Source organism: Methylocaldum sp. 14B (assembly GCF_002005105.1).
Lineage (GTDB): Bacteria > Pseudomonadota > Gammaproteobacteria > Methylococcales > Methylococcaceae > Methylocaldum.
In genome coordinates this window covers 93,057-116,083 of the sequence record NZ_MSCV01000009.1, presented here as the reverse complement: position 1 = coordinate 116,083, position 23,027 = coordinate 93,057, and the positions used below count along the sequence as shown (strand labels likewise).

Below are 23,027 nucleotides of genomic sequence, written 5' to 3'. Positions count from 1 at the left end.
GGCTACGTCTTAGCGGTAAGAGCCGCGAGCGCCGCATTTATTGCATAGTGCGGATGGATGAGAAAGCCACGTTCGCTATGATAGGGACAGTTAATACGCTCGTTGTCTCAACCAGCAAAATATCGAACGAGGCAGCTTGCGGTCCTCTCGCCGGAGACGTTAAGACCTTTTTGAGCATCTGCTGATTGCAGAGGAGACCTCGCATCTATGGGTATCTTCGATCACTATCAATCCCGCTATGAAAAAGCGCGCGAAGAAGAGTATTCGCTTCAGGAATATCTAGAAATTTGCCGTAAGGATCCGACGGCCTACGCCAGTCCAGCCGAGCGTATGCTGATCGCCATCGGCGAACCCGAACTGGTCGACACCCGGCTCGATCCGCGCCTTTCACGCATTTTCGCCAATAAAGTCATCAAGCGCTATCCGGCTTTTGCCGATTTTTACGGCATGGAGGAAACCATTGAGCAGATGGTGGCATTTTTCCGCCACGCCGCTCAGGGGCTGGAAGAGCGCAAACAGATTCTGTACTTGCTGGGCCCGGTCGGAGGCGGCAAGTCTTCGCTGGCCGAGAAGTTGAAGCACCTCATGGAGCAGGTGCCGTTTTACGCCATCAAGGGTTCGCCCATCAACGAATCGCCGCTGGGACTGTTCGACCCCGAAGAGGACGGTCCGATTCTCGAAAACGAATACGGTATCCCGCGCCGTTACTTCAATACGATCATGTCGCCTTGGGCGGTGAAACGCCTGCACGAGTACAACGGCGATATCACCAAATTCCGCGTCGTCAAGGTGCGCCCGTCCATGTTGGATCAGCGGGCGGTGTCGAAGACCGAACCGGGCGACGAAAACAACCAGGACATCTCGTCCCTGGTCGGCAAGGTCGACATCCGGAAGCTGGAGCGCTTCAGCCAGGACGATCCGGATGCCTACAGCTTCTCGGGCGGCCTTTGCCTCGGCAACCGAGGTATCATGGAATTCGTGGAGATGTTCAAGGCGCCGATCAAGGTGCTGCATCCTCTCCTGACGGCGACCCAGGAGGGCAATTACAAAGGTACCGAAGGGCTTTCGGCCATTCCGTTCGAGGGCATCATCATGGCCCATTCGAACGAGTCCGAGTGGTTGCAGTTCAAGAACAACAAGAACAACGAGGCGTTTCTGGACCGTGTCTATGTGGTCAAAGTGCCTTATTGCCTAAGGGTTTCAGAAGAGATCAAGATTTACGAGAAACTCTTGATCCACAGTTCGCTGTCCGATTCGCCCTGCGCACCCCACACACTGAAAATGCTGGCGCAGTTCGCGGTGCTGTCGAGGCTTAAAGAACCGGAGAACTCCAATGTTTACTCGAAAATGCGGGTTTACGACGGCGAGAACCTGAAGGACACCGATCCCAAGGCGAAATCCTATCAGGAATACCGGGACTTCGCGGGCGTGGACGAAGGGATGACCGGTCTTTCCACGCGCTTCGCGTTCAAGATCCTGTCGAAAGTGTTCAACTTCGACCATTCCGAAGTCGCGGCGAATCCCGTTCACTTGCTGTATACGCTGGAACAGCAGATCACGCAGGAGCAATTCCCGCCGGAGGTGCAGGAGCGTTATCTGCGCTTCATCAAGGAATTCCTGGTGCCGCGCTATGTGGATTTCATCGGCAAGGAAATCCAGACCGCTTACCTGGAATCGTATTCCGAGTACGGACAGAACATCTTCGACCGGTATGTTACGTACGCCGACTACTGGATACAGGATCAGGAATACCGCGATCCGGATACCGGCGAGAGTTTCGACCGCAGGGCGCTCAACGAGGAACTCGAAAAGATCGAAAAACCGGCAGGCATCAGCAATCCCAAGGATTTCCGCAATGAAGTGGTGAACTTCGTGCTGCGTGCCCGCGCCAAGAACGCCGGCAAGAATCCGGCCTGGACCAGCTATGAAAAGCTGCGTGCGGTCATCGAGAAGAAGATGTTCGCCAATACGGAAGAACTGCTGCCGGTGATCTCCTTCAACGCCAAGGCGTCGCTGGACGATCAGAAGAAACACGAGGAATTCGTGAACCGCATGGTTCACAAAGGGTACACGCCCAAGCAGGTGCGGCTGTTGTGCGAATGGTATCTCAGGGTGCGCAAGTCCTCTTAACCGAGCGATAGGTATTCAAGCCCATGAGTCAATTTATAGACCGCCGCTTAAACCCCAAGAACAAGAGCGCTGTCAATCGGCAGCGCTTTCTCCAACGCTTCCGCGGTCAGATTCGCAAGGCCGTTGCCGATGCCGTCGCGAAGCGGTCGGTAACGGACGTAGACCGTGGCGAAAAGATTCAGATTCCGACCAAGGATATTTCGGAACCGACGTTTCGGCATGGCCAAGGCGGGCGGCGGGAGGTCGTTCAACCCGGCAATAAGGAGTTTATAGCGGGCGACAAGGTACCCCGTCCGGAAGGCGAGGAGGGCGGTTCGGGCAACCGTGCCAGCGATACCGGCGAGGGCATGGACGAATTCGTTTTCGAATTGTCGCGCGAAGAGTTTTTGGAATTCATCTTCGAAGATCTCGAGCTGCCGAACATGGTGAAGCGGCAACTGGCGAGAGAAGCCACTTTCAAGAGTCAGCACGCGGGTTTTACCAGCGACGGATCGCCCTCGAACCTGCACGTCATCCGCTCGATGCGGGAGGCCTTGGCGCGCCGCACGGCCTTGCGCGCGCCATCGGCGGACCGGAAGCGGGAGCTGGAAGTCGAACTCGCGGCTTTGCTAACTGGCGGTGAGCCTGACGAGGAGCGTATCGCCGCATTGAGCGAGGAGATCGCCCTGCTGGAGCGCAGGATTCGGGCAGTGCCGTTCCTCGACACCATCGATCTCCGTTACCGAAACCGCATTCAAGTTCCGAAGCCCAGCACCCAGGCCGTGATGTTTTGCCTCATGGACGTCTCCGGTTCCATGGACGAGGTGAAAAAGAATCTTGCGAAACGTTTTTTCTTGTTGCTTTACTTGTTTCTTACGCGAAATTACGAAAAGACGGACGTGGTTTTCATTCGTCATCATACGGTGGCGCTGGAGGTGGATGAACAGGATTTCTTCTATTCGCGGGAAACCGGTGGGACCGTTGTGTCGAGCGCACTCGAGTTGATGAAGGACATCATCCGCGACCGCTACCCCTCGGGCGACTGGAACATCTACGGCGCCCAGGCGTCGGACGGCGACAACTGGCCCGAGGACTCGACGAATTGTTCGCGCTTGCTGATCGAAGACATCATGGCGAGCGTGCAGTATTACGCCTATATCGAGATCAACAACCACGAGCCCCACAGCCTGTGGATGGAATACGAAAAAGTGGCGGAATACTGGCCCAACTTTGCCATGCAGCCGATTTATAGCGCGGCGGACATTTATCCGGTCTTTAGAGAACTCTTCAAGAAGCAGCAGGCATGAGCCGCAAACCCCTTTCAGAAGGCTCCGAATGGACTTTCGAACTCCTTCAGAGCTATGACACCGAGATCGCCCGAATCGCGGCTGGTTTCGGCCTGGACACTTATCCCAACCAAATCGAGATCATCACCTCGGAACAGATGATGGACTGCTATTCGAGCACGGGCATGCCGGTGTTCTACCCGCATTGGTCCTTCGGCAAGCAGTTTCTGACCGTCGAGAAAAGCTATCGGCGCGGATACATGGGGCTGGCCTACGAGCTGGTCATCAATTCCAACCCGTGTATCGCCTATCTCATGGAGGAGAACAGCATGACCATGCAGGCGCTGGTCATCGCGCATGCCTGTTATGGCCATAACTCCTTCTTCAAAAACAATTATTTGTTCAAGACCTGGACCAATGCCGACGCCATCATCGATTACCTGGTGTTCGCCCGGAACTACATCGCGGAATGCGAAGAACGTTACGGCGTCTCGGCCGTAGAGGAGCTGCTGGATTCCTGTCATGCCTTGATGAACTACGGCGTGGACCGTTACCGCCGGCCGCCGGCGCTTTCGATAACCGAGGAGAAGCATAGGCAGAAAGAGCGGGAGGAATATCTTCAGTCGCAGATTAACGATTTATGGCTGCGCACCGTTCCAAAGAAGGAAAGATACTTCCAGGAGCAAGCCCATCAGTTTCCGGCCGAACCCGAGGAAAATCTCCTTTATTTCTTCGAGAAGAACGCGCCGCTGCTGGAGTCTTGGCAGCGGGAAATCATTCGAATCGTCCGCAAGATCGCGCAATATCTCTATCCCCAGCGTCAAACCAAGGTAATGAACGAGGGTTGGGCGACCTTCTGGCACTACACCCTTCTGAACAGGCTCTATGACGAAGGCTTGGTGACCGACGGATTCATGCTGGAATTCCTGCAATCGCATACCAACGTCATCAGCCAGCCGCCGTATTACAGCAATCACTTTTCGGGACTCAATCCTTATGCCTTGGGATTCGCCATGATGAGCGACATTCGGCGGATCTGCGAACATCCCGCCGACGAAGATCGGAAATGGTTCCCCGATCTTGTGGATACCGATTGGACCAAGACGCTGGACTTCGCCATGCGCAATTTCAAGGACGAGAGTTTCATCGCCCAATACCTCTCGCCCAAGGTCATTCGGGATTTCAAGCTGTTCAGCGTGCTGGACGACGATTTGAACGACGAACTGGAAATCACCCACATTCACGACGAGGACGGCTATCGAGCCGTTCGCCACGTGCTTTCGGATCAGTACAACCTCGGCAACCTGGAACCCAGCATTCAGGTCTACCGGGTGGACACCCGAGGAGACCGGTCGTTGACCCTGCGGCATTATCAGCATCATCGCCGCCCCTTAGGAGAGAGCACCAACGAGATGCTGCGGCATGTGCGCCGGCTGTGGGGATTCAAGGCGAGACTCGAAACGGTGGACGAGAACGGACGGATCCAGAAATCGTACGAATGCGACTGACCAGGAGGCGTCCGCGGCCGGACGGGCGGGGAAGGTAATGGTCGATAGAGATGTTCTCGAATCATCGACCTGACGGCTCGGCGGAGCTGCGGACACGCGATTGGATGCCGTTACGGCGTCGGACAGGGCTTGAAAGAACACCCCGTGCAAAGATGTGACCGCCAAGACCCATCTCGATGATCTCCACCTGCTCATAAAGCTCCTTCCACCGGAGCTCCAGAAATCCCTAGCGCTGCAAGGCCAGGGGGAATTGCTCGAAATCATCTTGGACTTAGGGCGCCTGCCCCAGGCACGCTATCCCCACGCCGCCCTGAACTTATCGAATCAACCGGTTACCCGCGAAGACCTTGATGCCGTAATCGGCGCCTTGGGTGAATTCGGCGCGGACAACCGCGCCGGCATCGAGGGGACTTTGCACCGCATTTCCGCCATTCGCAACCGGCGGGGCGAGATCATCGGTTTGACCTTGCGCGTGGGGCGCGCGGTATTCGGAACCATCGATCTGATACGTGATCTCGTCGAGAGCGGCAAGAGCCTCGTATTGCTCGGCCGGCCCGGCGTCGGAAAGACGACCAAATTGAGAGAGGTGGCGCGCGTACTGGCCGACGATTTCGGCAAGCGCGTCGTCGTGATCGATACATCCAATGAGATTGCCGGCGACGGCGATGTCCCGCACCCGGCCATCGGCAGCGCCCGGCGAATGATGGTCGCGCATCCGGATCGACAACATGCAGTGATGATCGAGGCGGTGGAAAACCATATGCCCGAAGCGATCATCGTCGACGAAATCGGCACGGCCACGGAGGCAATGGCCGCGCGCACCATCGCCGAGCGTGGCGTTCAGCTGATCGGCACGGCTCACGGCAACACGCTGGAGAATTTAGTTCTGAATCCCACGCTGTGCGATCTGGTCGGCGGCGTGCAAACGGTGACTCTCAGCGACGAAGAGGCCCGGCTTCGGGGCACGCAAAAAACCGTAAGCGAGCGGAAGGCTCCGCCCACCTTCGATATCGTCGTAGAGATTACCGCCAGGGACGAGGTGGTCGTGCACCTGGACACCGCGCAGGCGGTCGATGCCATCCTGAGCGGCATACAGCCCAAAGGCATACGCCGCCAAGGCCCGGTTGCCGTTCAGTCGCCGGTGACGGCGAGCGAACCCGAGTCGGCCGTGGAAATCGCGAGAGAGGTCTTATTCGTCCGCTCCGACCGGCAGCGTCCGGTTCGCATCTATGCTTATGCGCTCAGCCGGGACTCGGTGGAACGCGTGATCCGCGACCTCCACTTGGAGGCCCGCACGGTGAGATATCCGGACCAGGCCGATCTTGTCGTGACGCTGCGCGCGCGGGAAGACGATGCAAGCCTGCAACGCATCGTTCAAGGCGGTCAATTGCCGGTGCATGCCGTCAAGAAGAACACGACCGCTCAGATTCGGCAGCTCCTGCGCAGTCTGTTTCACATCGTTCCCGGCGACAAACAGGACGAGGTCGGGGAAATGGTGCGCGAGACCGAGCGTGCCGTGCAGCAGGTCAAGGCCGAAGGCGTCATGGCGGAACTCTCGCCGCGTTCGGCCGCCTTGCGCCAGATGCAACATCGCATCGTTACCCGCCACGGCTTGGTCGCCGAAAGCATTGGCTGTGAACCACACCGGCATTTGGTGATCTATCCCATGTAATTCCCCCGGTAAAATCAGCTTATGGCCGCCCGTTTGGCGATTATCGTTAGCACTTCTGCGGGTAGTGACGAAAAAAAGGGACTGGAAAAGCGGCTCGAAGAGTTCTTCGTCTCACGCAACCGGGATGCCCGGATATGGGTTGCGAACAGCGGCGATGAAGTTCCGGACCTCGCGCGGCGAGCCCTGGCCGAGAACGCCGATCTGATAGCGGCAGGCGGCGGAGACGGCACCATCAATGCGGTTGCCTCGGTGCTCGCCGAAACCGGCAAGATACTGGGCGTACTGCCGCTCGGCACGCTCAACCACTTCGCCAAGGATCTCGGGATTCCCCTGGATTTGGAGCAAGCCGCGCAAATTCTTGTCGACGGCACGCCCGCCCGGATCGATGTCGGAGAGGTCAACGGCAGGATTTTCGTCAACAATTCCAGCCTGGGGCTGTATCCCAGCATCGTACACGGTCGGGAGACCCTGCAGGACCGCCTGGAATACGGCAAATGGCCGGCGTTTCTCTGGGCATCTCTGTCCGTCTTGCGCCGGTATGCCATTCTGGAAGCCCGATTGCGTGTCGACGACCGGGAACTCGTGCGGCACACGCCTTTCATTTTCGTCGGGAACAATCGGTACCAGGTCGAAGGATTCAATATCGGAGCGCGGACCACCCTCGATTCGGGCTGGTTGTGGCTGTATACCACTCGAGAAATCGGCCGGCTCGGCCTTTTGCGATTCGGGCTCCGCGCGCTCTTGCGGAGTTTGCGTAAAGACAAGGACTTCGACATGATGCGGACCAAGGAGATCGTTATCGAGGCTAGGCACAGCAGCCGCCTTCGGGTCGCTACCGACGGCGAGGTGATCGTCATGCAGACTCCGCTGCATTATCGAATTCGGCCGGGCGCTCTACGGGTGATAGTGCCGAACACGAAGGTCGAGTCTCGCGGAAGCGCCATTGCGAGCTAGGTCCGGCTGCCGATCGGTCGGCGAGGCGTAACGCGGCGCATGCGAACCATCGTCCATCTTTCGGATCTGCACTTCGGCCGCGTCGACAGCTCCTTGGTCGATCCGCTGATCCAATCGGTTCGGGAGATAGGGCCCGATCTGGTCGCGATCTCTGGCGATCTGACCCAACGCGCACGAACCGCTCAATTTCTCGAAGCCCGGCGCTTTCTCGATGCGCTGCCGAAGCCGCAAATCGTGGTGCCCGGCAATCATGACGTACCCCTCTATAATCCGCTGGCCCGTTTTTTCCGGCCGCTGGTCAAATACCGGCGCTATATCGGTGAAAACATCGAGCCCTTCTATGCCGATGAGCAGATCGCCGTGGTCGGCGTCAATACGGCGCGCTCGCTGACCGTCAAGAACGGGCGGGTCAATCGAAGGCAGCTGGACCGCATTCGGGAACGCTTGTGTGATTACCCCGGTGCGGTCATCAAGATCGTGGTGACCCATCACCCTTTCGACCTGCCCGAGGGCTTCCGTGAGGGCGATCTTGTCGGCCGGGCGCGGATGGCCATGGAAGCGCTGGCGAGCTGCGGAGTCGATATGTTCTTAGCCGGGCATCTCCATGTCAGCCATTCGGGGCACACGGGAGAACGGTATCGCATCGCCGGTTACAAGGCGCTCGTGATCAGCGCCGGAACCGCGCTTTCGGTCCGCACGCGAAAGGAAAAAAACGCGTTTAACGTGCTCCGGATCGAGCATCCGAAGGTTGTCCTGGAGCGTTGCACATGGGAATCCGAAAATGCGCGTTTCGTTCCCTCTGCCGCGGAGTATTTCGAGCGCCGCGCGGATGGTTGGATGCGTATGAAGGATGATGCCGCCGGGCCGTGCCGGCGCTCCTGACACTGGATCGAGTTTGAGACGATGTTGCGTCGGCCGTTGAATGTGAGTCGGCCACGGCTTACGGTAGCGGTTATTGCATCACGCGGATATCGTTCTTGACGGATCGAACGCCGGCGACGTCTCTCGCGATCGCTTCGGCGCGCTGCTTTTCCGAGGCCGTGTTGACGAAGCCGCTGAGTTGCACGGTACCTTTGAACGTTTCGACCTGGATGTCCAGCCCTTTGACCACTTCATCGCGCAGCAGAGCCGATTTGACCTTGGTGGTAACGGCCGTGTCATCGAGATATTCGCCGGTGCTCTCGCGGGTCTTCGAACCGGCGCACCCGACGACCATTGCGGCTGCGGCCAGGGCGAGAAACTGTCTTCTTTTCATCACGCTGTTCACTCCTTCGATGAACGGCCAAGGATTTCAGGCAGCTATGTCAGAAAGGGATTTCCGACCTTGGATGGCGCCGGACGCAACATCGAAAACGAGGATACGTTTTTGACGGAACGGCAGGGCGCCTGGCGACTTTGCCGGCCGTGAAGCTGGATGAGCAAGTGTGTGAACGACGGGAGAAAGAAAAATGGAACTTCCGTGTTCCCAAAAATACATCCCAGCCAAATTCGGATCAGTCCAGTTACATGCGGAGCATTCCATTTCCGTGTCGAGCATCCTGGCCCGAGGATAGGGAGCGTCCAGAATCCGTTGAAACACTCCAACTCCCTTCGCAACATCCTGGTTGCGTTTGGGAACGTCCTGTTCTTGGCGACATCCTTAAGTCCATTCGCCGTAATCCCGTCCTGCGGGAGCATCCATGTTCCGGACCCGAGATCAGCTCAGGTGGATGTATTTAAGCTCACCACCCCCAAATTAAACATACGTACATTTCCGTACCTTTTGAAAGGACTTGGGAGCAGTTAACCGAATCAGCGGAACGGAAGATCAGCTGGCTCGAAGATCGGGAATCAACGTATGCGAGTCTTGTGGAAAATCAAATCTCGCAAACCGACTCGGCAGAAAGATCGGGTAATATCGTCTGTCTAAACTAGGCTATGGCTTCGCTGCGTAGCGACATTCTTTTAAGCATGGGTTGGACATATTTACTTGTTGCGGGGATATTCGAGATCGTCTGGGCGGTGGGATTGAAATTCACCGAGGGCTTTACGCGTTGGTGGCCGAGTTTAGGCGTAGGCGCCGCCATGATAATCAGTCTGGTGTTCTTGTCCCTGGCGCTGAGGACGATACCGTTAGGCACCGGTTACGCCGTTTGGACTGGAATAGGCGCCGCCGGGACCGCGATTATCGGCATCATACTGTTCAACGAATCCACGGACCTGGTCCGGATCGTCTGCATTCTGCTAATCGTCTTGGGCGTCGTAGGCTTGAAGCTGCTCTACACGGAAAACTGATGCCCGGCTTTGCTTCCGGGAGCGGACGATCGATTCGAGCATTTTCATGCCTACTGTACGGGCACTCGCGCGTAGGTCGGGAATCCCTCCCAATCGCAAACGGTCGCTTTAGTCGCGACCCTTCCAATCGCAAACGGCGTCTTCGGGAGCGCCGAAGCCGCCCTTCCCGACGGTGCCGTTGGGGTAACGGGTTCGTCGGCAAAGGATTGCCGACCTACGAATGCTTGAATCAATTTACCGTCGCCGAAGGCGCCAATGACGCCCGCCGAGCCGGTTTTGCCGTACGAGCGAGATGAAAACGCTCGAAGTACATTCCGCAAATATTTGCGGAATCTCGACAGATTGGCTTGATTGGCGGGGTTGTCCGGCAGGTTGCCTATGCCGCAAGACTTCCCTGAATGTACTTAGCCGGTTTCGCCACTTTTTAGGCTGCTTTGTCCTTGCCGATGCTTATTTTCGGCGAGAATCCCTGATTCAAGCCGGGTATGCCGACGCTCTGGATGTGCATGGCGTTGCTGCCTTCCTCATAACGCGGGAGCCGCCCTTCGGTGTGCCACAACCGATAAGCCAGGGCGGCCGTCAAAACCCGGATCGGATAATCGCGCGGAAGGTTTTGCAGATAGGGCTGGATCGTCACGAAGTCGCGCGCGCCGTACTGCGTCATGATCGAGCGCAAACCGCCGTTGGCCGGCCCGATATTGTAGGCGAGAAGACCGAGGAACAAATCGCCGCGCATCTCCGCCAGATAAAGACGCAGGGTCGCCGCGGCTACGAAGGTATTGTGGCGCTGGTTGAGCATGTCCAGATGGTCGACATCCAGATGTTTCTTGACGACGCTGACCGCCGACTTCGGGGCAGCGGTGATCTGGAAGAGTCCGCGGCCTCCGTCTTTGCTGTCCCGCGGATAGAATGACGATTCCGTAGCGCCGATGCCGACCATGACTTCGGGGTCGACATCGAAGGCCTTGGCAGCTTCGTGGATCGTCGGCAGATAGATTTGGGCTCGCTCGATGATGCGCTGCATTTGAGTCAGATCGGAACGCCGATAGGCGGCAAACACCTGATGCGCAATCGTGTTCCGCTCGGCCTCCTGCATGCCGCCGACCAGGCTGCGAAGCTTGCCGAGATCGCGGCCGAATTCTTCCTGGGCGGCGAACCAGCCGGCTGCGACGGCGACGAAAACCGCCAGGATCGCAGGCAGAATCATGCCTTTGAGCACCAGCTTGGCGCGCATGCCCAGCCAGAGGCGCAACAGCACCGCATTCGCGATCCCTACGGCGAGTACCATTGCGGCGAACGGAAGCAGATTGGACCATAATCCGGTTCCGGCAAACCAATCCACCGAGCGTCCGAATACCGCGATGATTCCGATGAGGGCGGACGCAGCCAATGCCAGGATTTCGGTGCCGATAACGGCGACCCATCGCCACGGGTTCAGTTTTGCCGCGGGCTCGGCGCCTTTCTTGGCCTGTGTCCGTTTCTTTTTCGGCTTGGCCGCGTTATTGGATCGCCGCTTTTTGGGAGGGGATGAGGCAGGAGGGACCAAGTCCAGCTCGCCTTGTACGGGCTTGAGTGGCTTGCTCGGCGCCGCCAGGAATGAATCGGAGGACGAAGCAGGAGGCATCGAAGATTTCTCTTTGGAGATCGACTTGGGACCGGACACGAATCACCTGTTAGTGGAAGTTCCGAATTCCGTCCATGGACTGCCTCGATTCCAGCAATGGAGTGTCTGACGCGTGATTTATCGTTTATCGTAGCCGCTCGACAACACGCCAGCCTATCGTCTCGCCCGCCCTGAGCGGCACCAGGGTATCGTCACCGAATGGGATGGCCTCGGGCATCTTCCACTCGGATTTCTCGATCGCGATTTTTGCCTGATTGCGCGGCAGACGGTAAAAATCCGGGCCGTTGAAGCTCGCAAACGCTTCGAGCTTGTCCAGGGCACCGGCGGATTCGAAAACCGTCGCATAGAGCTCGAGCGCCCCGCGGGCGGTATAACACCCGGCACAGCCGCAGACCGATTCCTTTTGACTGCGTGGATGAGGCGCGCTGTCGGTTCCCAGGAAAAAATTTGGGTTGCCGCTGGTTGCCGCCTCGACCAAGGCCAGGCGATGAGTTTCGCGTTTCAATACCGGCAGGCAGTAAAAATGGGGACGAACGCCTCCGGCCAGCAGGGCGTTGCGATTATAAAGCAGATGATGGGCGGTAATGGTAGCCGCGATGTTCGGCCCGCCATCCTGCACGAATTGGACGCCGTCCCGTGTGGTGACGTGCTCCAGAACGATGCGGAGCGCCGGAAATCGGCTTGCGATGGCGGTCAGATGCCTGTCGATGAACGCTTTTTCGCGGTCGAAGATATCGACCTCGGCATCCGTCACTTCGCCATGCACCAGCAAGGGCACATCGTATCGCTCCATGGCTTCGAACACCGGATAGATCTTTTCGAGGGTGGCGACCCCGGCTTCCGAATGCGTCGTCGCGCCGGCGGGATAAAGTTTCAGCGCCACGATCTCGGGTTCCTCGGCAACCCGCCGAATTTCCTCGGGCGAGGTTCCCTCGGTGAGATAGAGCGTCATCAGCGGATCGAATTCGAGCCCGCCGGGCAAGGCTTCCAGAATGCGGCGGCGGTAGGCGAGGGCGTCCGCCACGGTGGTGACCGGCGGCTTCAGATTGGGCATGATGACGGCTCGGCTGAATTGCCGTGCGCTGTCCGGCAGCACGTCGCGCATGGCGGCGCCGTCGCGGAGGTGCAAATGCCAGTCGTCAGGGCAGGTGATGGTCAGTCGTTGCATGGATGGCAGTGGATGTTTAAAGACGCAATCTTACAAGATTCGGCGCTGCCGTGGTTTGACGGGCAGCACAAACCCACGATGTGCCGGTTCCCGAGCTCCGGTTTGGGAACCGGGTTTTGCAAGCTCCTGCTTGCCGTATTTCGCGAAGCCGGAGCTTCCAAGGCAGCGTTCCCAATCCGGAGATTGGGAACGAGCGTAACCGTGATAAGGCAGGCGGCTGCGAAAGGACTTAAAATGATCAGTTAAGGAAGCTCTGATTAAGTCCTTCGACGGGCTCAGGACGAACGGTAAGGTATTGATTCCGCTCGTGGTGAGCTTGTCGAACCATAATCGAAATCCACTTACTCAGAGCTTCCTTAACACATCGGCGGAGATGCAACCGCCCAGGCTCTTCTGTTTATCAATCGCTCACTCTCTACCGAAAAAACCGTGAATTCCGTTTCCCACGAACGCATACCATTGAAAGATTTCACCGAGAAGGCGTACCTGGATTATTCCATGTACGTCATTCTCGACCGTGCCTTGCCCAATATCGCCGACGGACTCAAGCCGGTGCAAAGACGCATCGTCTACGCCATGTCCGAGCTGGGTTTATCGGCCCAGGCCAAATATAAAAAATCCGCCCGCACGGTCGGCGACGTATTGGGTAAATACCATCCCCACGGGGATTCGGCCTGTTACGAGGCCATGGTGTTGATGGCCCAGCCGTTTTCCTACCGCTATCCCTTGATCGACGGACAGGGGAACTGGGGCTCGCCGGACGATCCCAAATCCTTCGCAGCCATGCGCTATACCGAGGCGCGCCTGACGCCGTACGCGCAGACCCTGTTGTCGGAGCTGGAGCAGGGTACGGTCGACTGGTTGCCGAACTTCGACGGCACCCTCGACGAACCGGCCCTGCTGCCGGCGCGCTTGCCGAACGTGCTGCTGAACGGCTCGACCGGCATCGCGGTAGGCATGGCGACGGATATTCCGCCGCATAACCTGCGCGAGGTGGTCGGAGCCTGCATTCGTTTGTTGGACGACTCCCGGCTCAGCGTCGAAGAGCTATGCGACTCGATCAAGGGTCCGGATTTCACGACTGAAGCCGAGATCATCACCCCGCGCCAAGATATCGTCCGCATGTACCAGACCGGGAACGGTTCGATCCGCTTGCGGGCGCGGTGGGAGCTGGAAGAAGGGAATATCGTCGTCACCGCATTGCCCCACCAGGTGTCCGGCAACGCGATCATGGAACAGATCGCCGCCCAGATGCAGGCGAAGAAGCTCCCCATGGTGGAGGATCTCCGCGACGAATCCGATCACGAGAACCCGACCCGGCTGGTCATCATGCCGCGCGGGCGGCGCATCGACGCGGATCAACTGATGTCGCATCTGTTCGCGACCACCGATCTGGAGAAGACCTACCGGGTCAATCTCAACATGATCGGGCTGAACGGCAAGCCGCAGGTCAAGAATCTTCAGGAAATCCTGCTGGAATGGCTGAGCTACCGCACCGAGACCGTGCGCCGGCGGCTTCAGTACCGGCTGGACAAGGTCATCGCGCGTTTGCACATCCTCGAAGGCTTGCTGATCGCCTACCTCAATATCGACGAGGTGATCGCGATCATCCGGAACGAAGACGAACCTAAGCCCGTGCTGATGGAGCGTTTCGGGCTGAGCGACGTGCAGGCCGAGGCCATTCTGGAACTGAAGCTGCGTCATCTGGCCAAGCTCGAGGAAATCAAGATTCGCGGCGAACAGGACGAGCTGGAAAAGGAACGGGCCAGCCTCGAAGCCACGCTAGGGTCGCAGAAAAAGCTGAACGCTCTGATCAAGAACGAGCTGAAACAGGACGCCGAAAAATACGGCGATGCGCGCCGTTCCCCCATCGTCGCTCGCCAGGCGTCCCAAGCCCTGGACATTACCGTGGTGATCGGCAGCGAGCCGGTCACGCTCATTCTTTCCGAAAAAGGCTGGATTCGCGCCGCCAAAGGGCATGATATCGATCCGACCACGCTCGCCTTTCGTTCCGGCGACAGCTTTCTCTCTGCCGCGCTCGGGCGCAGCAACCAGCCGGCCTATTTCCTCGATTCAACGGGCCGAAGTTACGCCGTGCCGGCCCATGAGTTCCCATCCGCCCGCTCCCAGGGAGAACCCCTGACCGGACGGCTCAACCCGCCGCCGGGTGCGCTGTTCAAGGCAGTGCTGGCAGGTGCGGACGACGACTGGTATCTGTTCGCGACCGACAGCGGCTATGGTTTCATTACCCAGCTCAAGGAGCTCCACACCAAGAACCGGGCGGGCAAAGCCCTGCTGACGGTACCGGAACATGCGAAGGTCCTGACGCCGGTACTGGTCGGTCAACCCGAGTCCGATCTGGTGGCGATCGCCACCGCGCAAGGCCGGTTTCTGGTATTCCCCATCAGCGAGATCCCGGTCCTCAACAAGGGCAAAGGCAATAAGCTGATCCAGATTCAACCGGCGGATCTGGCCGCGCGGCAGGATTACGTAGTAGCCATGACTGCCGTGCCCCCCGACGCCGGTCTGAAGGTTCACTGCGGCAAGCGTAGCCTGAGCGTGACGGCCAAGGATCTGGCCCATTACCAAGGATCGCGCGCGCGGCGCGGAAATCCGCTGCCGAAAGGCTTTCAGCGGGTGGAGCAACTGACGCTCCTAGTCTGAGGGACGTGGCCGGAAACAAGGTTCCGATTGGCGCTCCTGGTGTAGGGTGGGTTAGGCGCGCATGACCACGAACGATGCCGTGATCGCAGGACTCTCAGCGCGCCGTAACCCACCGACACCGCGGCCTTGTCCGGTGGGTTACGGCGCGCGGAAACTCCGCTGGAACTTTGTGGATTCCGTGCGATGCGTGCCTAACCCACCCCACAATCGGTTTCGAGGAGAACGAGGCGTTATCGGTCGCCAGCTCTCTAATGCTCGGTCGGAATCCGTATCTTCTGCCCCGGAAAGATCAGGTCGGGGTTCTTGATGACCTCGCGGTTCGCTTCGAAAATCTTCGAATACTTGTTGGGATCCTTGTAGAACTGCTGCGCGATTTTGGAAAGGGTGTCGCCGGACTGGATGACGTAGTACTGCGTGTCGCCGTAGGTCTCCGCCGCCTGGGGGCTAGCTACGCCTGCCGGCAGCTTGACGCCTTCCACCTTCACCGCTTCGACGCCCTTGATGTTGCCGGCCATCAGTGCGGCTTTCTGCAAAGCCTCCGCCGAGTCCGCCTCGCCGGAGAGATAGGCGACGGAATCACGGTAATCCACCTTCAGGTTCTTGATGCCGGGATTGTTTTCGTTGATGTGCTCTTCTATTTTTCGGGCGGCCTGGCCTTCCTCGCTGAAGAGCCGATGTCCGATGTCCTTTGCAAAATCGAAAAGTCCCATGATTGTTACTCCTTTGCTTTTCCGTGTTTGTAGCCTCTGCGATCATTAGACCATCTGTGCTGCGAGTTTATTCGGCGCAAACGGGATTACGGGGAACAGGGGTGCGGTGGATCTTATTGCTCAGTTGCTTGCTATGTTTCGCATCCGCATGGAGCGCCGAACAGGTTGCGATCAGAATCGAGGGGCTCGACGAGAGGCTGGAAAGAAACGTCCGTGCGCTGCTGACCATCGCCCAGGCGGAAAGCATGAGCGACCCGCACAGGATTCGCATCGCTCACGAGCGCGCGCCGGACGAGATCCGAAGAGCGCTGGAACCGTTCGGGTACTACCGCCCGAAAATCGACGCGGCGTTGACGCGCGAAGGGCCGGGCTGGCTGGCGGTCTACCGAATCGATCCGGGAGATCCGATCAAGCTGAGCGAAGTGGATGTCCGCTTGACGGGCGAAGGTCTCGAACTGCGGGAATTCAAAACCTTGATTGCACGCTTTCCGCTGAAGGAGGGTGATGTTCTCGACCATACCCGTTACGAAAAGGGAAAGGAGGCGTTCTCGGAAGCCGCGACCGAGTTCGGGTTTTTCGACGCCAGCTTCAGCCGTGCTGAAATTTTGGTGCATCTTTCGGATTACCGATCCGAGATCCATCTGCATTTCGATACCGGCAAACGTTACCACTTCGGCGAAGTCTCGTTCTCGGAGACACCGCTCAAGCCGTCGCTGCTCGAACGCTTCGTGAATTTCCACGCGGGCGAACCTTTTCGTTCTTCGACCCTGGTCAGGCTTCAGAAGAACCTGCTCGACAGCAGTTATTTCAGCAAGGCCGACGTCATCCCGCACCCCGAGCAGGCGGATGCTCGACAGGTCCCGGTTTCGGTTTCATTGGCGATGCAGCCGAAAAACCGGTTTCAGGCCGGTGCGGGATACGGCACTGACACTGGCCCGCGCTTAACCCTGGGCTATCGCAATCGTTACCTGAATCGCCATGGACATAGCTTCTACGCCGACCTGCGGCTGTCGCTCATCCGTACCGAACTCGACGCGCTATACGCCATTCCCTTGAAGCGTCCGGAAAAGGATCAGCTCGGCTTTGCCGCGCAAATCGGCACCGAGGATACCCTGGCCGGTACAGCCGAAGTCGCACGCATCGGCATCAGGCATTCGACCGCCCGTTGGGGTTTGCGGGAAGTATTGTCGCTGGATCTGCAGCGCGAGCGTTTCGATGTGGGCGAGGGTCCGCAGACCGCGGTTTTGTTGCTTCCGAGCCTGGGTTATACCTGGTTGAGCTCGGAAAACGTGCTGAATCCCGAGCGCGGGGCGCGTATCGACCTGATCGGGAACGGAGCTTCGAAAGACCTGCTATCCGATGTTTCGTTTTTCAAGCTGCGGCTCAACGCCAAGGGGATCTACAGCCTGGGGGAGCGCAACCGGCTGATCGCGCGCGCCCAGCTCGGCTATATCGCGACCGACGAATTCAGCGAGCTGCCGCTTACGCAACGCTTTTATGCCGGCGGCGACAGGTCCGTGCGCGGTTATCGTCTGAACGAGATCAGCGCGAGGAATGCGGACGGGGACCGCATAGGCGGGCGCTACCTGACCGTCGGCAGCATCGAATACGAGCGGACGCTGTTCGGCCCTTGGGGCGTGGCCGTCTTTTACGATGTCGGACGTGCCGCCAATCATTTCGACGAACCGTTCAGTCATGGTGTCGGCCTGGGAGCCCGCTGGCGTTCGCCCATAGGTCCGGTTCGGCTCGATTTTGCCGTGCCCCTGTCGAGGGCGGAGGACTCGTTTCAGGTGCATCTGATTCTGGGTCCCGATTTATGAAGCGCCTGACGGCAGCCGTACTGGTCGTATTTCTTGTTCTCGCCGCCGTCGGCTACGTGCTGCTCGCGACCGAGATCGGCCTAACATGGCTGGTTCGCGGGGTGGAGCGTGGGGTCGGCGGTTTGAAAATCGGCCCTGCCTCAGGCTCGGTGCTGGGCGGATTTTCGCTTAAGGATCTGAGTTACCGGGATGAGCGATTGAGCATAGACCTCCGGGAACTCGAGATCGAATGGCGGCCGAGGGCCTTGCTGCATCGAACCTTGCATCTTGACGCGGTTCGCTTGAGGGATGTCCGCGTCTTGCAGATCGCCGAAGCCGCGCCGGAGCCGAAAGCCGCCCGGTTGCCCGATTTACGTCTGCCGCTGGATATAGCGATCGACGAGATCGAGATTCGCGATGCAAGCTGGCAATCGTCCGAATCGGCGGAGCCGATCCGTCTGGAACGGATCGATGCGGGCCTGAAACTTCGCGAAGGCCGCATGATGGTCGAACGGTTCACGGTGAAAACGCCCAAGGTCAACGCATCGCTCGGCGGAACCATCGCTCCCGGCGAAGAACGACCTATCGACCTCGATACCGCATGGAACGTCGAGCTGCCGGACCGGCCGAAAATCGCCGGGGGCGGAAGGATTACAGGAGACCTGGAGCGGATTTCGACGGTCCAGCGGATTACGGCTCCGACGGCAATGCGCGTGACGGCGGAGGTCTTGATCCGAGAAAATTCCCGCGCTTGGAATGCCGAGGTCGATCTTCCCGAATTTCCGTTGGACCGGCTCGATCGGGACTGGAAGGCGTGGCGGTTCTCCGCACAGTTGAAAGGCGAGGGCACCAGCCGCACAGCCAAGGTTTCCGGAGATTTCGCGTTGACCGTGCCGGACGTGGGCCAAGCGCGAGGGCGCTTGGACCTAAGCTACCGGGGCCCCGGCGAACTTGCGCTCGAAGCGCTCATCCTGAGGCTCCCCGAGACCGGAACGGAGATCGCTATCTCGGGGCAGGTTCGCGGTCTTCAGGAAACACCGGAAATCGATCTGGAGGCCCGATGGAAGAACCTGCTCTGGCCGCCGCAAGCGGATGGCGCATGGCGGAGTCCCGAAGGAAGGTTGACCGTTGCCGGAACCCGCTCGGATGTCCGGGTCGAACTTGACGGGCTAATAAGGGATCAGCGGGTTCAGGCGAAAGGAAACATCGGATTTCCGGAAGACGCCGTCGTGTTCCGGGATTTTCGCGTGAACAGCGTGTCCACGGCCCTGGTGGTGGACGGCGCTTGGGGGCCGCAGTTGAATCTCCGCTGGACACTGAGGTCCGACGATTTGGGAATCTGGCTGCCGGGCGCCAAAGGCCGGATGACGAGCAGCGGAAAGCTGGAAGGAGCCCGATCGGCGCCTGCCGTCGAAGCGGAGCTCAATGCCGCCGGCTTGAAATACCAGGAGTACGGCGTACGGGATTTGAGCCTGACGCTCAATGCGGGCGCCGCTCCCAACGCGCCGTTGACCTTCGATCTACAAGGGAATTCGGTCCGCTTCGACACCTATACCATGGATATCGGACTTTCCGGACGCGGCAGCCGGGAAAGACATGAATTGACCGGACGGATCGACAGCCCGCCCTATGCGCTAGCCTTCGAAGCGGAAGGCGGGTTGCGCGAAGATGCCTGGAGCGGCGTACTGAGCAGGTTCGATCTCAAGGAACCTCGATCGGGTTCCTGGACCCTGCGCGAGCCCGCAAGATTGAAGCTCGGGCGAACCCGAAGCGAGATCGAGGAAATCTGTTTGACCAACCGGGACGCACGCTGGTGTTTCGAAGGAGAGATCGCCGAAGGCGGCGAATGGTGGGCCGCCGCCCGCGTGTCGGGTGTTCCCTTAAAGCTATTCGGGGCTGAATTGCCGGAGCCGATGCCTATCTCGGGCATGCTGGAAGGCAGCGCCGTACTTCGCGGCAAAGACGATCTGATAGATCAAGGCATTCTGGATCTCGATGCGGAAGGCTTAGCGTTCGATCTTACCGTTAACGAGTCGAAGAAGGTTCGGATAAGACCGGAAACGGCATCGATATACGCGGATCTTTCCGGCCAAATATTGACGATGCAAGTCGGAATACGTCAGGCGGGACTCCTGGACATCCAAGGGGCGCTGGAGAGCCGGGGAACCTTCCGATTGGCCGAGCTTCAGGATCTGCCGGTGTCGGGACGTCTGACCGTCGATTTGGAAACCTTGGCGGTGTTCGAACCCTGGCTGGCGCAAATCGAAGGCTTGAGCGGCTCGTTCCGGGCGGATTTAGGGATCGAAGGCACAGCGAGAGCGCCTTTGTTGGATCTCGAGGCCAGCGTGCCGGATGCCGGTTTTCGCGTACCTCAATTGGGCATCGGTATCGAACATCTGACGCTGCGGGCGAATTCGGTAGACCAACGACAAATCCGGCTCGAAGGGAGCGCGATGTCGGGTGGCGGAACCGTACGGATGAGCGGCCTCTGGCGGCTTGACGGTACGGCGGGCTGGCCCTTGAACTTGAATCTGGACGGAACCCGGTTTCTCGGCGTCGACACGCCGGAAGCCAAGGTCTACTTGTCGCCGGATATCAACATCATGACCGAACGGCAGCGGATCGATATGCGGGGACGGGTAGATGTTCCGGAAGCGTTTATCAACGTTCCCAAGAAGGAACAGGCCGTGACCCCGTCCGAGGACGTCGTGCTGGTCAACGGCGAACCGGGCGAGGAGGAAACAGAGTTTCGACTGCATAGCGACGTTCAAGTCGTCCTCGGCGACAAGATTCAAGTAAAGGCCGCCGGCTTCCAAGGCGAAATCGGCGGCAGGGTAAGAATCGTTCAGGAGCCGAACGAAGAGGCGCGCGGAACCGGGCAGATCGTGGTTCAGGACGGCACCTATTCCTTCTATGGGGTTGACTTGACCATAGACGATGGGCGTTTGATTTTCACGGACACGCCGGTGGACAACCCCGGATTGGACGTTACCGTCACCCGCAGGCTGGACCAGGTAGTCGCCGGCGTGCGCGTGCTCGGCTCCCTCAAGAACCCCAACGTTTCCTTGTACTCCATACCGCCGTTGCCCGAAGCGGACATTCTCGCCTACCTGATCGCCGGAAAACCCATGGACTTTGCGCCGCGCGAGGAAGGCGACAGGCTGAGAAATGCCGCTTCTTCCCTGGGCGGGGCGGCCGGAAGCCTGCTCGCGAGAGAAATCAGCAGCCGGTTCGGACTGGGGGGACTATTGGACGAGATCGGAGTCGGAACACCGAACGGCACCGAAACCACATCGCTATTCTTGGGGAAATACCTAACGCCGCGGCTTTACCTGCAATACGGTCTCGGCATATTCCAGTCGAGCAACGTGTTCAAGCTGCGCTATAAGCTCAATGAGCATTGGCGGCTTCAATCGGAGACCGGAGAGCAGAGCGGGGCGGACATTCTTTTCGAATGGGAGAGATAACGCTCCGGAGCCATCGACTCGTCGACGAGCGATATCGGATTTCTTGCGTCGCATCGGCCAATGCGTCGAAAGGGGACAAGCTTGCCGTTGGCGCAATCGGTTCGCTAGCATTCCTTTCCATGAACCCCGGTAGCGGTAGGGTTATTTAAAGAATAAGCTTGTCATCGGTATTGCATCGAAACGCTCAGGAATTCTGTTTCAATCATGAACGCGTTGTTGTCGTTTATCCAAAAACTGCTCATCGGATTGTTCGTACTAGGCCTTGCGGTGCTGGTACTGGTCGCGCTGATTCGTTACCAGAGCGATGAAGGTGAGGATCGAAAATCCTGGAAGCAGGCCAAAACCCAGAATACCATCGAGGGATACTTGGACTATCTGCGGGATTGCCAAGCGTGTCCACACGAGCAGGATGCGGAAAAAGCATTGGATCAGCTTCAGCGCCAGCGGGGATTGGTCGCCCGGCTCGAGCGCACGCACTTGCCGCCACGCGCCGGCATCGCCCTTCCCATTTTTTCGCCTGACGGACGGGACATTCTGGCGGTGGGCGGAACCAGCCTATATTTTTGGGATTCGACCACGGGACGGCGGTTGATCCGGGACAAGAACGGCTTTCAGACCCGCGGCGGTCGCTATTTGGAGGCTTTGGCATATTCTCCGGACGGCCTCCGGATCGCGGCCGGAATGTCCGGGCACGAAGGCGGGTATCTCGTGTTGTGGGATCAAAAAACCGGAGAGCTGCTGGCGGACTACGCCGTGGAGTGGTACGACGTGAAGTCCGTCGCATTTTCGCCGGACGGCAAATCCGTGGGGTGGATCGCCCGTGGACCGGCCGGAATCTGGGAACCGGGCAGCGGAAAATTCTTGCGCGCTACGCATGAGGGATCGGACGCTTTGGCGTTCGTTCGCAGGGACGACGGCAAGCCCCTTTTGGTCACTGCCTCGGGCAGGGAAGTTTGGTTTTGGGATGCGGCGTCCATGGAGATCGCCAAGCAATCCGAGCTCAATACCGACCGATCCCTTCTGGGTTTGAGTCAGGACGGTTTCTTGGTGGCGTTTCGCGAGGGGCCTGTTCTCGAACTCTGGGATACGCGATCAGGCACACTCATCGCCAGCTTGGGAGATCATGACAGCGAGATTGCGGGTTTCTGCCGCGAAAGCCGGAAAGGCTGGATAGCGGTGGGTACGAAAAGCGGCAATCTATACCTTTGGGATATTGCGGAGGCCAAAAAGCTGGGAAGTGTGCTCGCACACGAGGGTTCCATCGAGCAGATCGCATGCTCGAGGCAGGGCAAGGTGGTAACCGTCGGTTGGGATGCCGCCAAGGTGTGGGATCTCGAGAAGCTGCGCCATGCGAGCCAGGAGTAAAGGGTAGTCCGGCTGTCCTCCTGCGAGCGGAAGCCCACGACCGCGAATCGTAGCAATCTAATCCGGCAGGATACGAACTCTTACGTATTCTCCACACGAAACCACGACGGTTAAATACACCCACTCGAACGACAGCCGTAGGCTGGCAAAACCTCCGAAGGATGACGTCGAGTTCGGAACCGGAACGTTCCAACAAGGACCGCAATACGGCTTAGAAGCAGAGGGATTTTTGCCGAAGGACAGGACGTTCTTGACGGATCCGGGATGTTCCGTAGGAGATTGAGACAATTCTTAATCCAACCGGGATGGTTGCAATGGATTTGAATTGATCCTATGTGACCGGACAATCCGAGTTCGGCTGGGATGCAATTTCGAACAGGGAGGTTCTCGTTTCCCTTCTGTCTTTAAGGAAAAAGAAATTAGAAAT

The 23,027-nt window shown here is 58.6% G+C and carries 15 protein-coding genes; 11 read left to right on the top strand and 4 right to left on the bottom strand.

The genetic code is table 11. The features are described from left to right. The first annotated feature begins 207 nt into the window (after positions 1 to 207). The 6 genes from B2A78_RS08675 (at position 208) to B2A78_RS08650 (ending at position 8,411) form a co-directional block, all read left to right on the top strand. Entirely contained in the window at positions 208 to 2,130 is a 1,923-nt protein-coding gene (locus B2A78_RS08675) for a PrkA family serine protein kinase (protein WP_077729586.1), read from the top strand. Between the two features lie 23 nt (positions 2,131 to 2,153). Beyond that, positions 2,154 to 3,416, top strand: coding sequence for a YeaH/YhbH family protein (locus tag B2A78_RS08670; RefSeq protein WP_077729585.1), 1,263 nt, complete (start codon positions 2,154 to 2,156; stop codon positions 3,414 to 3,416). Beyond that, a complete protein-coding gene (locus B2A78_RS08665) occupies positions 3,413 to 4,903 on the top strand; it encodes a SpoVR family protein (protein ID WP_077729584.1) in 1,491 nt (496 codons plus the stop codon). The genes B2A78_RS08670 and B2A78_RS08665 overlap by 4 nt, the downstream gene beginning before the upstream one ends. A 154-nt stretch (positions 4,904 to 5,057) precedes the next feature. After that, positions 5,058 to 6,575 carry a R3H domain-containing nucleic acid-binding protein gene (locus B2A78_RS08660; RefSeq protein WP_077729583.1) on the top strand — a complete coding sequence of 506 codons (1,518 nt, stop codon included), beginning with the start codon at positions 5,058 to 5,060 and terminating at the stop codon, positions 6,573 to 6,575. Positions 6,576 to 6,596: 21 nt separating this feature from the next. Then, on the top strand, positions 6,597 to 7,529 hold the full coding sequence (locus B2A78_RS08655; RefSeq protein ID WP_077729582.1) for a diacylglycerol kinase family protein: 933 nt from the start codon (positions 6,597 to 6,599) through the stop codon (positions 7,527 to 7,529). 39 nt (positions 7,530 to 7,568) lie between these two features. After that, positions 7,569 to 8,411, top strand: a complete 843-nt coding sequence (locus tag B2A78_RS08650) for a metallophosphoesterase family protein (protein WP_077729581.1) — start codon at positions 7,569 to 7,571, stop codon at positions 8,409 to 8,411. Between the two features lie 70 nt (positions 8,412 to 8,481). Here the strand turns inward: B2A78_RS08650 and B2A78_RS08645 are convergent, their stop codons facing one another. Beyond that, positions 8,482 to 8,784, bottom strand: coding sequence for a BON domain-containing protein (locus B2A78_RS08645; RefSeq protein ID WP_077729580.1), 303 nt, complete (start codon positions 8,782 to 8,784; stop codon positions 8,482 to 8,484). Positions 8,785 to 9,446: 662 nt separating this feature from the next. Here B2A78_RS08645 and B2A78_RS08640 point away from each other — a divergent pair. After that, positions 9,447 to 9,803: a multidrug efflux SMR transporter gene (locus B2A78_RS08640; protein ID WP_346425837.1), complete on the top strand. Its 357-nt coding sequence runs from the start codon at positions 9,447 to 9,449 to the stop codon at positions 9,801 to 9,803. 424 nt (positions 9,804 to 10,227) lie between these two features. On the opposite strand, the gene B2A78_RS08635 is transcribed toward B2A78_RS08640, so the two are convergent. Then, complete coding sequence (locus B2A78_RS08635; protein ID WP_077729645.1) at positions 10,228 to 11,427, bottom strand: transglycosylase SLT domain-containing protein; 1,200 nt, start codon at positions 11,425 to 11,427, stop codon at positions 10,228 to 10,230. A gap of 124 nt (positions 11,428 to 11,551) precedes the next feature. Beyond that, positions 11,552 to 12,595: a dihydroorotase gene (gene pyrC, locus B2A78_RS08630; protein WP_077729579.1), complete on the bottom strand. Its 1,044-nt coding sequence runs from the start codon at positions 12,593 to 12,595 to the stop codon at positions 11,552 to 11,554. 429 nt (positions 12,596 to 13,024) lie between these two features. Here pyrC and parC point away from each other — a divergent pair, with 429 nt between their 5' ends. Next, entirely contained in the window at positions 13,025 to 15,259 is a 2,235-nt protein-coding gene (parC, locus tag B2A78_RS08620) for a DNA topoisomerase IV subunit A (RefSeq protein ID WP_077729577.1), read from the top strand. Between the two features lie 248 nt (positions 15,260 to 15,507). Here the strand turns inward: parC and lysM are convergent, their stop codons facing one another. Further along, positions 15,508 to 15,969, bottom strand: a complete 462-nt coding sequence (gene lysM, locus B2A78_RS08615; protein WP_077729576.1) for a peptidoglycan-binding protein LysM — start codon at positions 15,967 to 15,969, stop codon at positions 15,508 to 15,510. Between the two features lie 101 nt (positions 15,970 to 16,070). Between lysM and B2A78_RS08610 the strand changes: the two genes are divergently transcribed. From B2A78_RS08610 to B2A78_RS08600, 3 genes are all read left to right on the top strand, one after another. Continuing rightward, positions 16,071 to 17,789, top strand: coding sequence for an autotransporter assembly complex family protein (locus B2A78_RS08610; RefSeq protein ID WP_077729575.1), 1,719 nt, complete (start codon positions 16,071 to 16,073; stop codon positions 17,787 to 17,789). Next, positions 17,786 to 21,235 (top strand): translocation/assembly module TamB domain-containing protein, encoded by a 3,450-nt coding sequence (locus tag B2A78_RS08605; RefSeq protein WP_077729574.1) that lies wholly within the window; start codon positions 17,786 to 17,788, stop codon positions 21,233 to 21,235. Before B2A78_RS08610 ends, B2A78_RS08605 begins: the two co-directional genes overlap by 4 nt. A 204-nt stretch (positions 21,236 to 21,439) precedes the next feature. Then, positions 21,440 to 22,600 (top strand): hypothetical protein, encoded by a 1,161-nt coding sequence (locus B2A78_RS08600; protein WP_077729573.1) that lies wholly within the window; start codon positions 21,440 to 21,442, stop codon positions 22,598 to 22,600. The last annotated feature ends 427 nt before the right edge of the window (positions 22,601 to 23,027 follow it).

Excerpts from the sequence above, each read along its gene's own strand:
- B2A78_RS08675 (WP_077729586.1), top strand. The coding sequence starts at position 208 with ATGGGTATCTTCGATCACTATCAATCCCGCTATGAAAAAGCGCGCGAA.
- B2A78_RS08670 (WP_077729585.1), top strand. The coding sequence starts at position 2,154 with ATGAGTCAATTTATAGACCGCCGCTTAAACCCCAAGAACAAGAGCGCT.
- B2A78_RS08665 (WP_077729584.1), top strand. The coding sequence starts at position 3,413 with ATGAGCCGCAAACCCCTTTCAGAAGGCTCCGAATGGACTTTCGAACTC.
- B2A78_RS08655 (WP_077729582.1), top strand. The coding sequence starts at position 6,597 with ATGGCCGCCCGTTTGGCGATTATCGTTAGCACTTCTGCGGGTAGTGAC.
- B2A78_RS08650 (WP_077729581.1), top strand. The coding sequence starts at position 7,569 with ATGCGAACCATCGTCCATCTTTCGGATCTGCACTTCGGCCGCGTCGAC.
- B2A78_RS08645 (WP_077729580.1), bottom strand. The coding sequence starts at position 8,784 with ATGAAAAGAAGACAGTTTCTCGCCCTGGCCGCAGCCGCAATGGTCGTC.
- B2A78_RS08640 (WP_346425837.1), top strand. The coding sequence starts at position 9,447 with ATGGCTTCGCTGCGTAGCGACATTCTTTTAAGCATGGGTTGGACATAT.
- B2A78_RS08635 (WP_077729645.1), bottom strand. The coding sequence starts at position 11,427 with ATGCCTCCTGCTTCGTCCTCCGATTCATTCCTGGCGGCGCCGAGCAAG.
- pyrC (WP_077729579.1), bottom strand. The coding sequence starts at position 12,595 with ATGCAACGACTGACCATCACCTGCCCTGACGACTGGCATTTGCACCTC.
- lysM (WP_077729576.1), bottom strand. The coding sequence starts at position 15,969 with ATGGGACTTTTCGATTTTGCAAAGGACATCGGACATCGGCTCTTCAGC.
- B2A78_RS08605 (WP_077729574.1), top strand. The coding sequence starts at position 17,786 with ATGAAGCGCCTGACGGCAGCCGTACTGGTCGTATTTCTTGTTCTCGCC.
- B2A78_RS08600 (WP_077729573.1), top strand. The coding sequence starts at position 21,440 with ATGAACGCGTTGTTGTCGTTTATCCAAAAACTGCTCATCGGATTGTTC.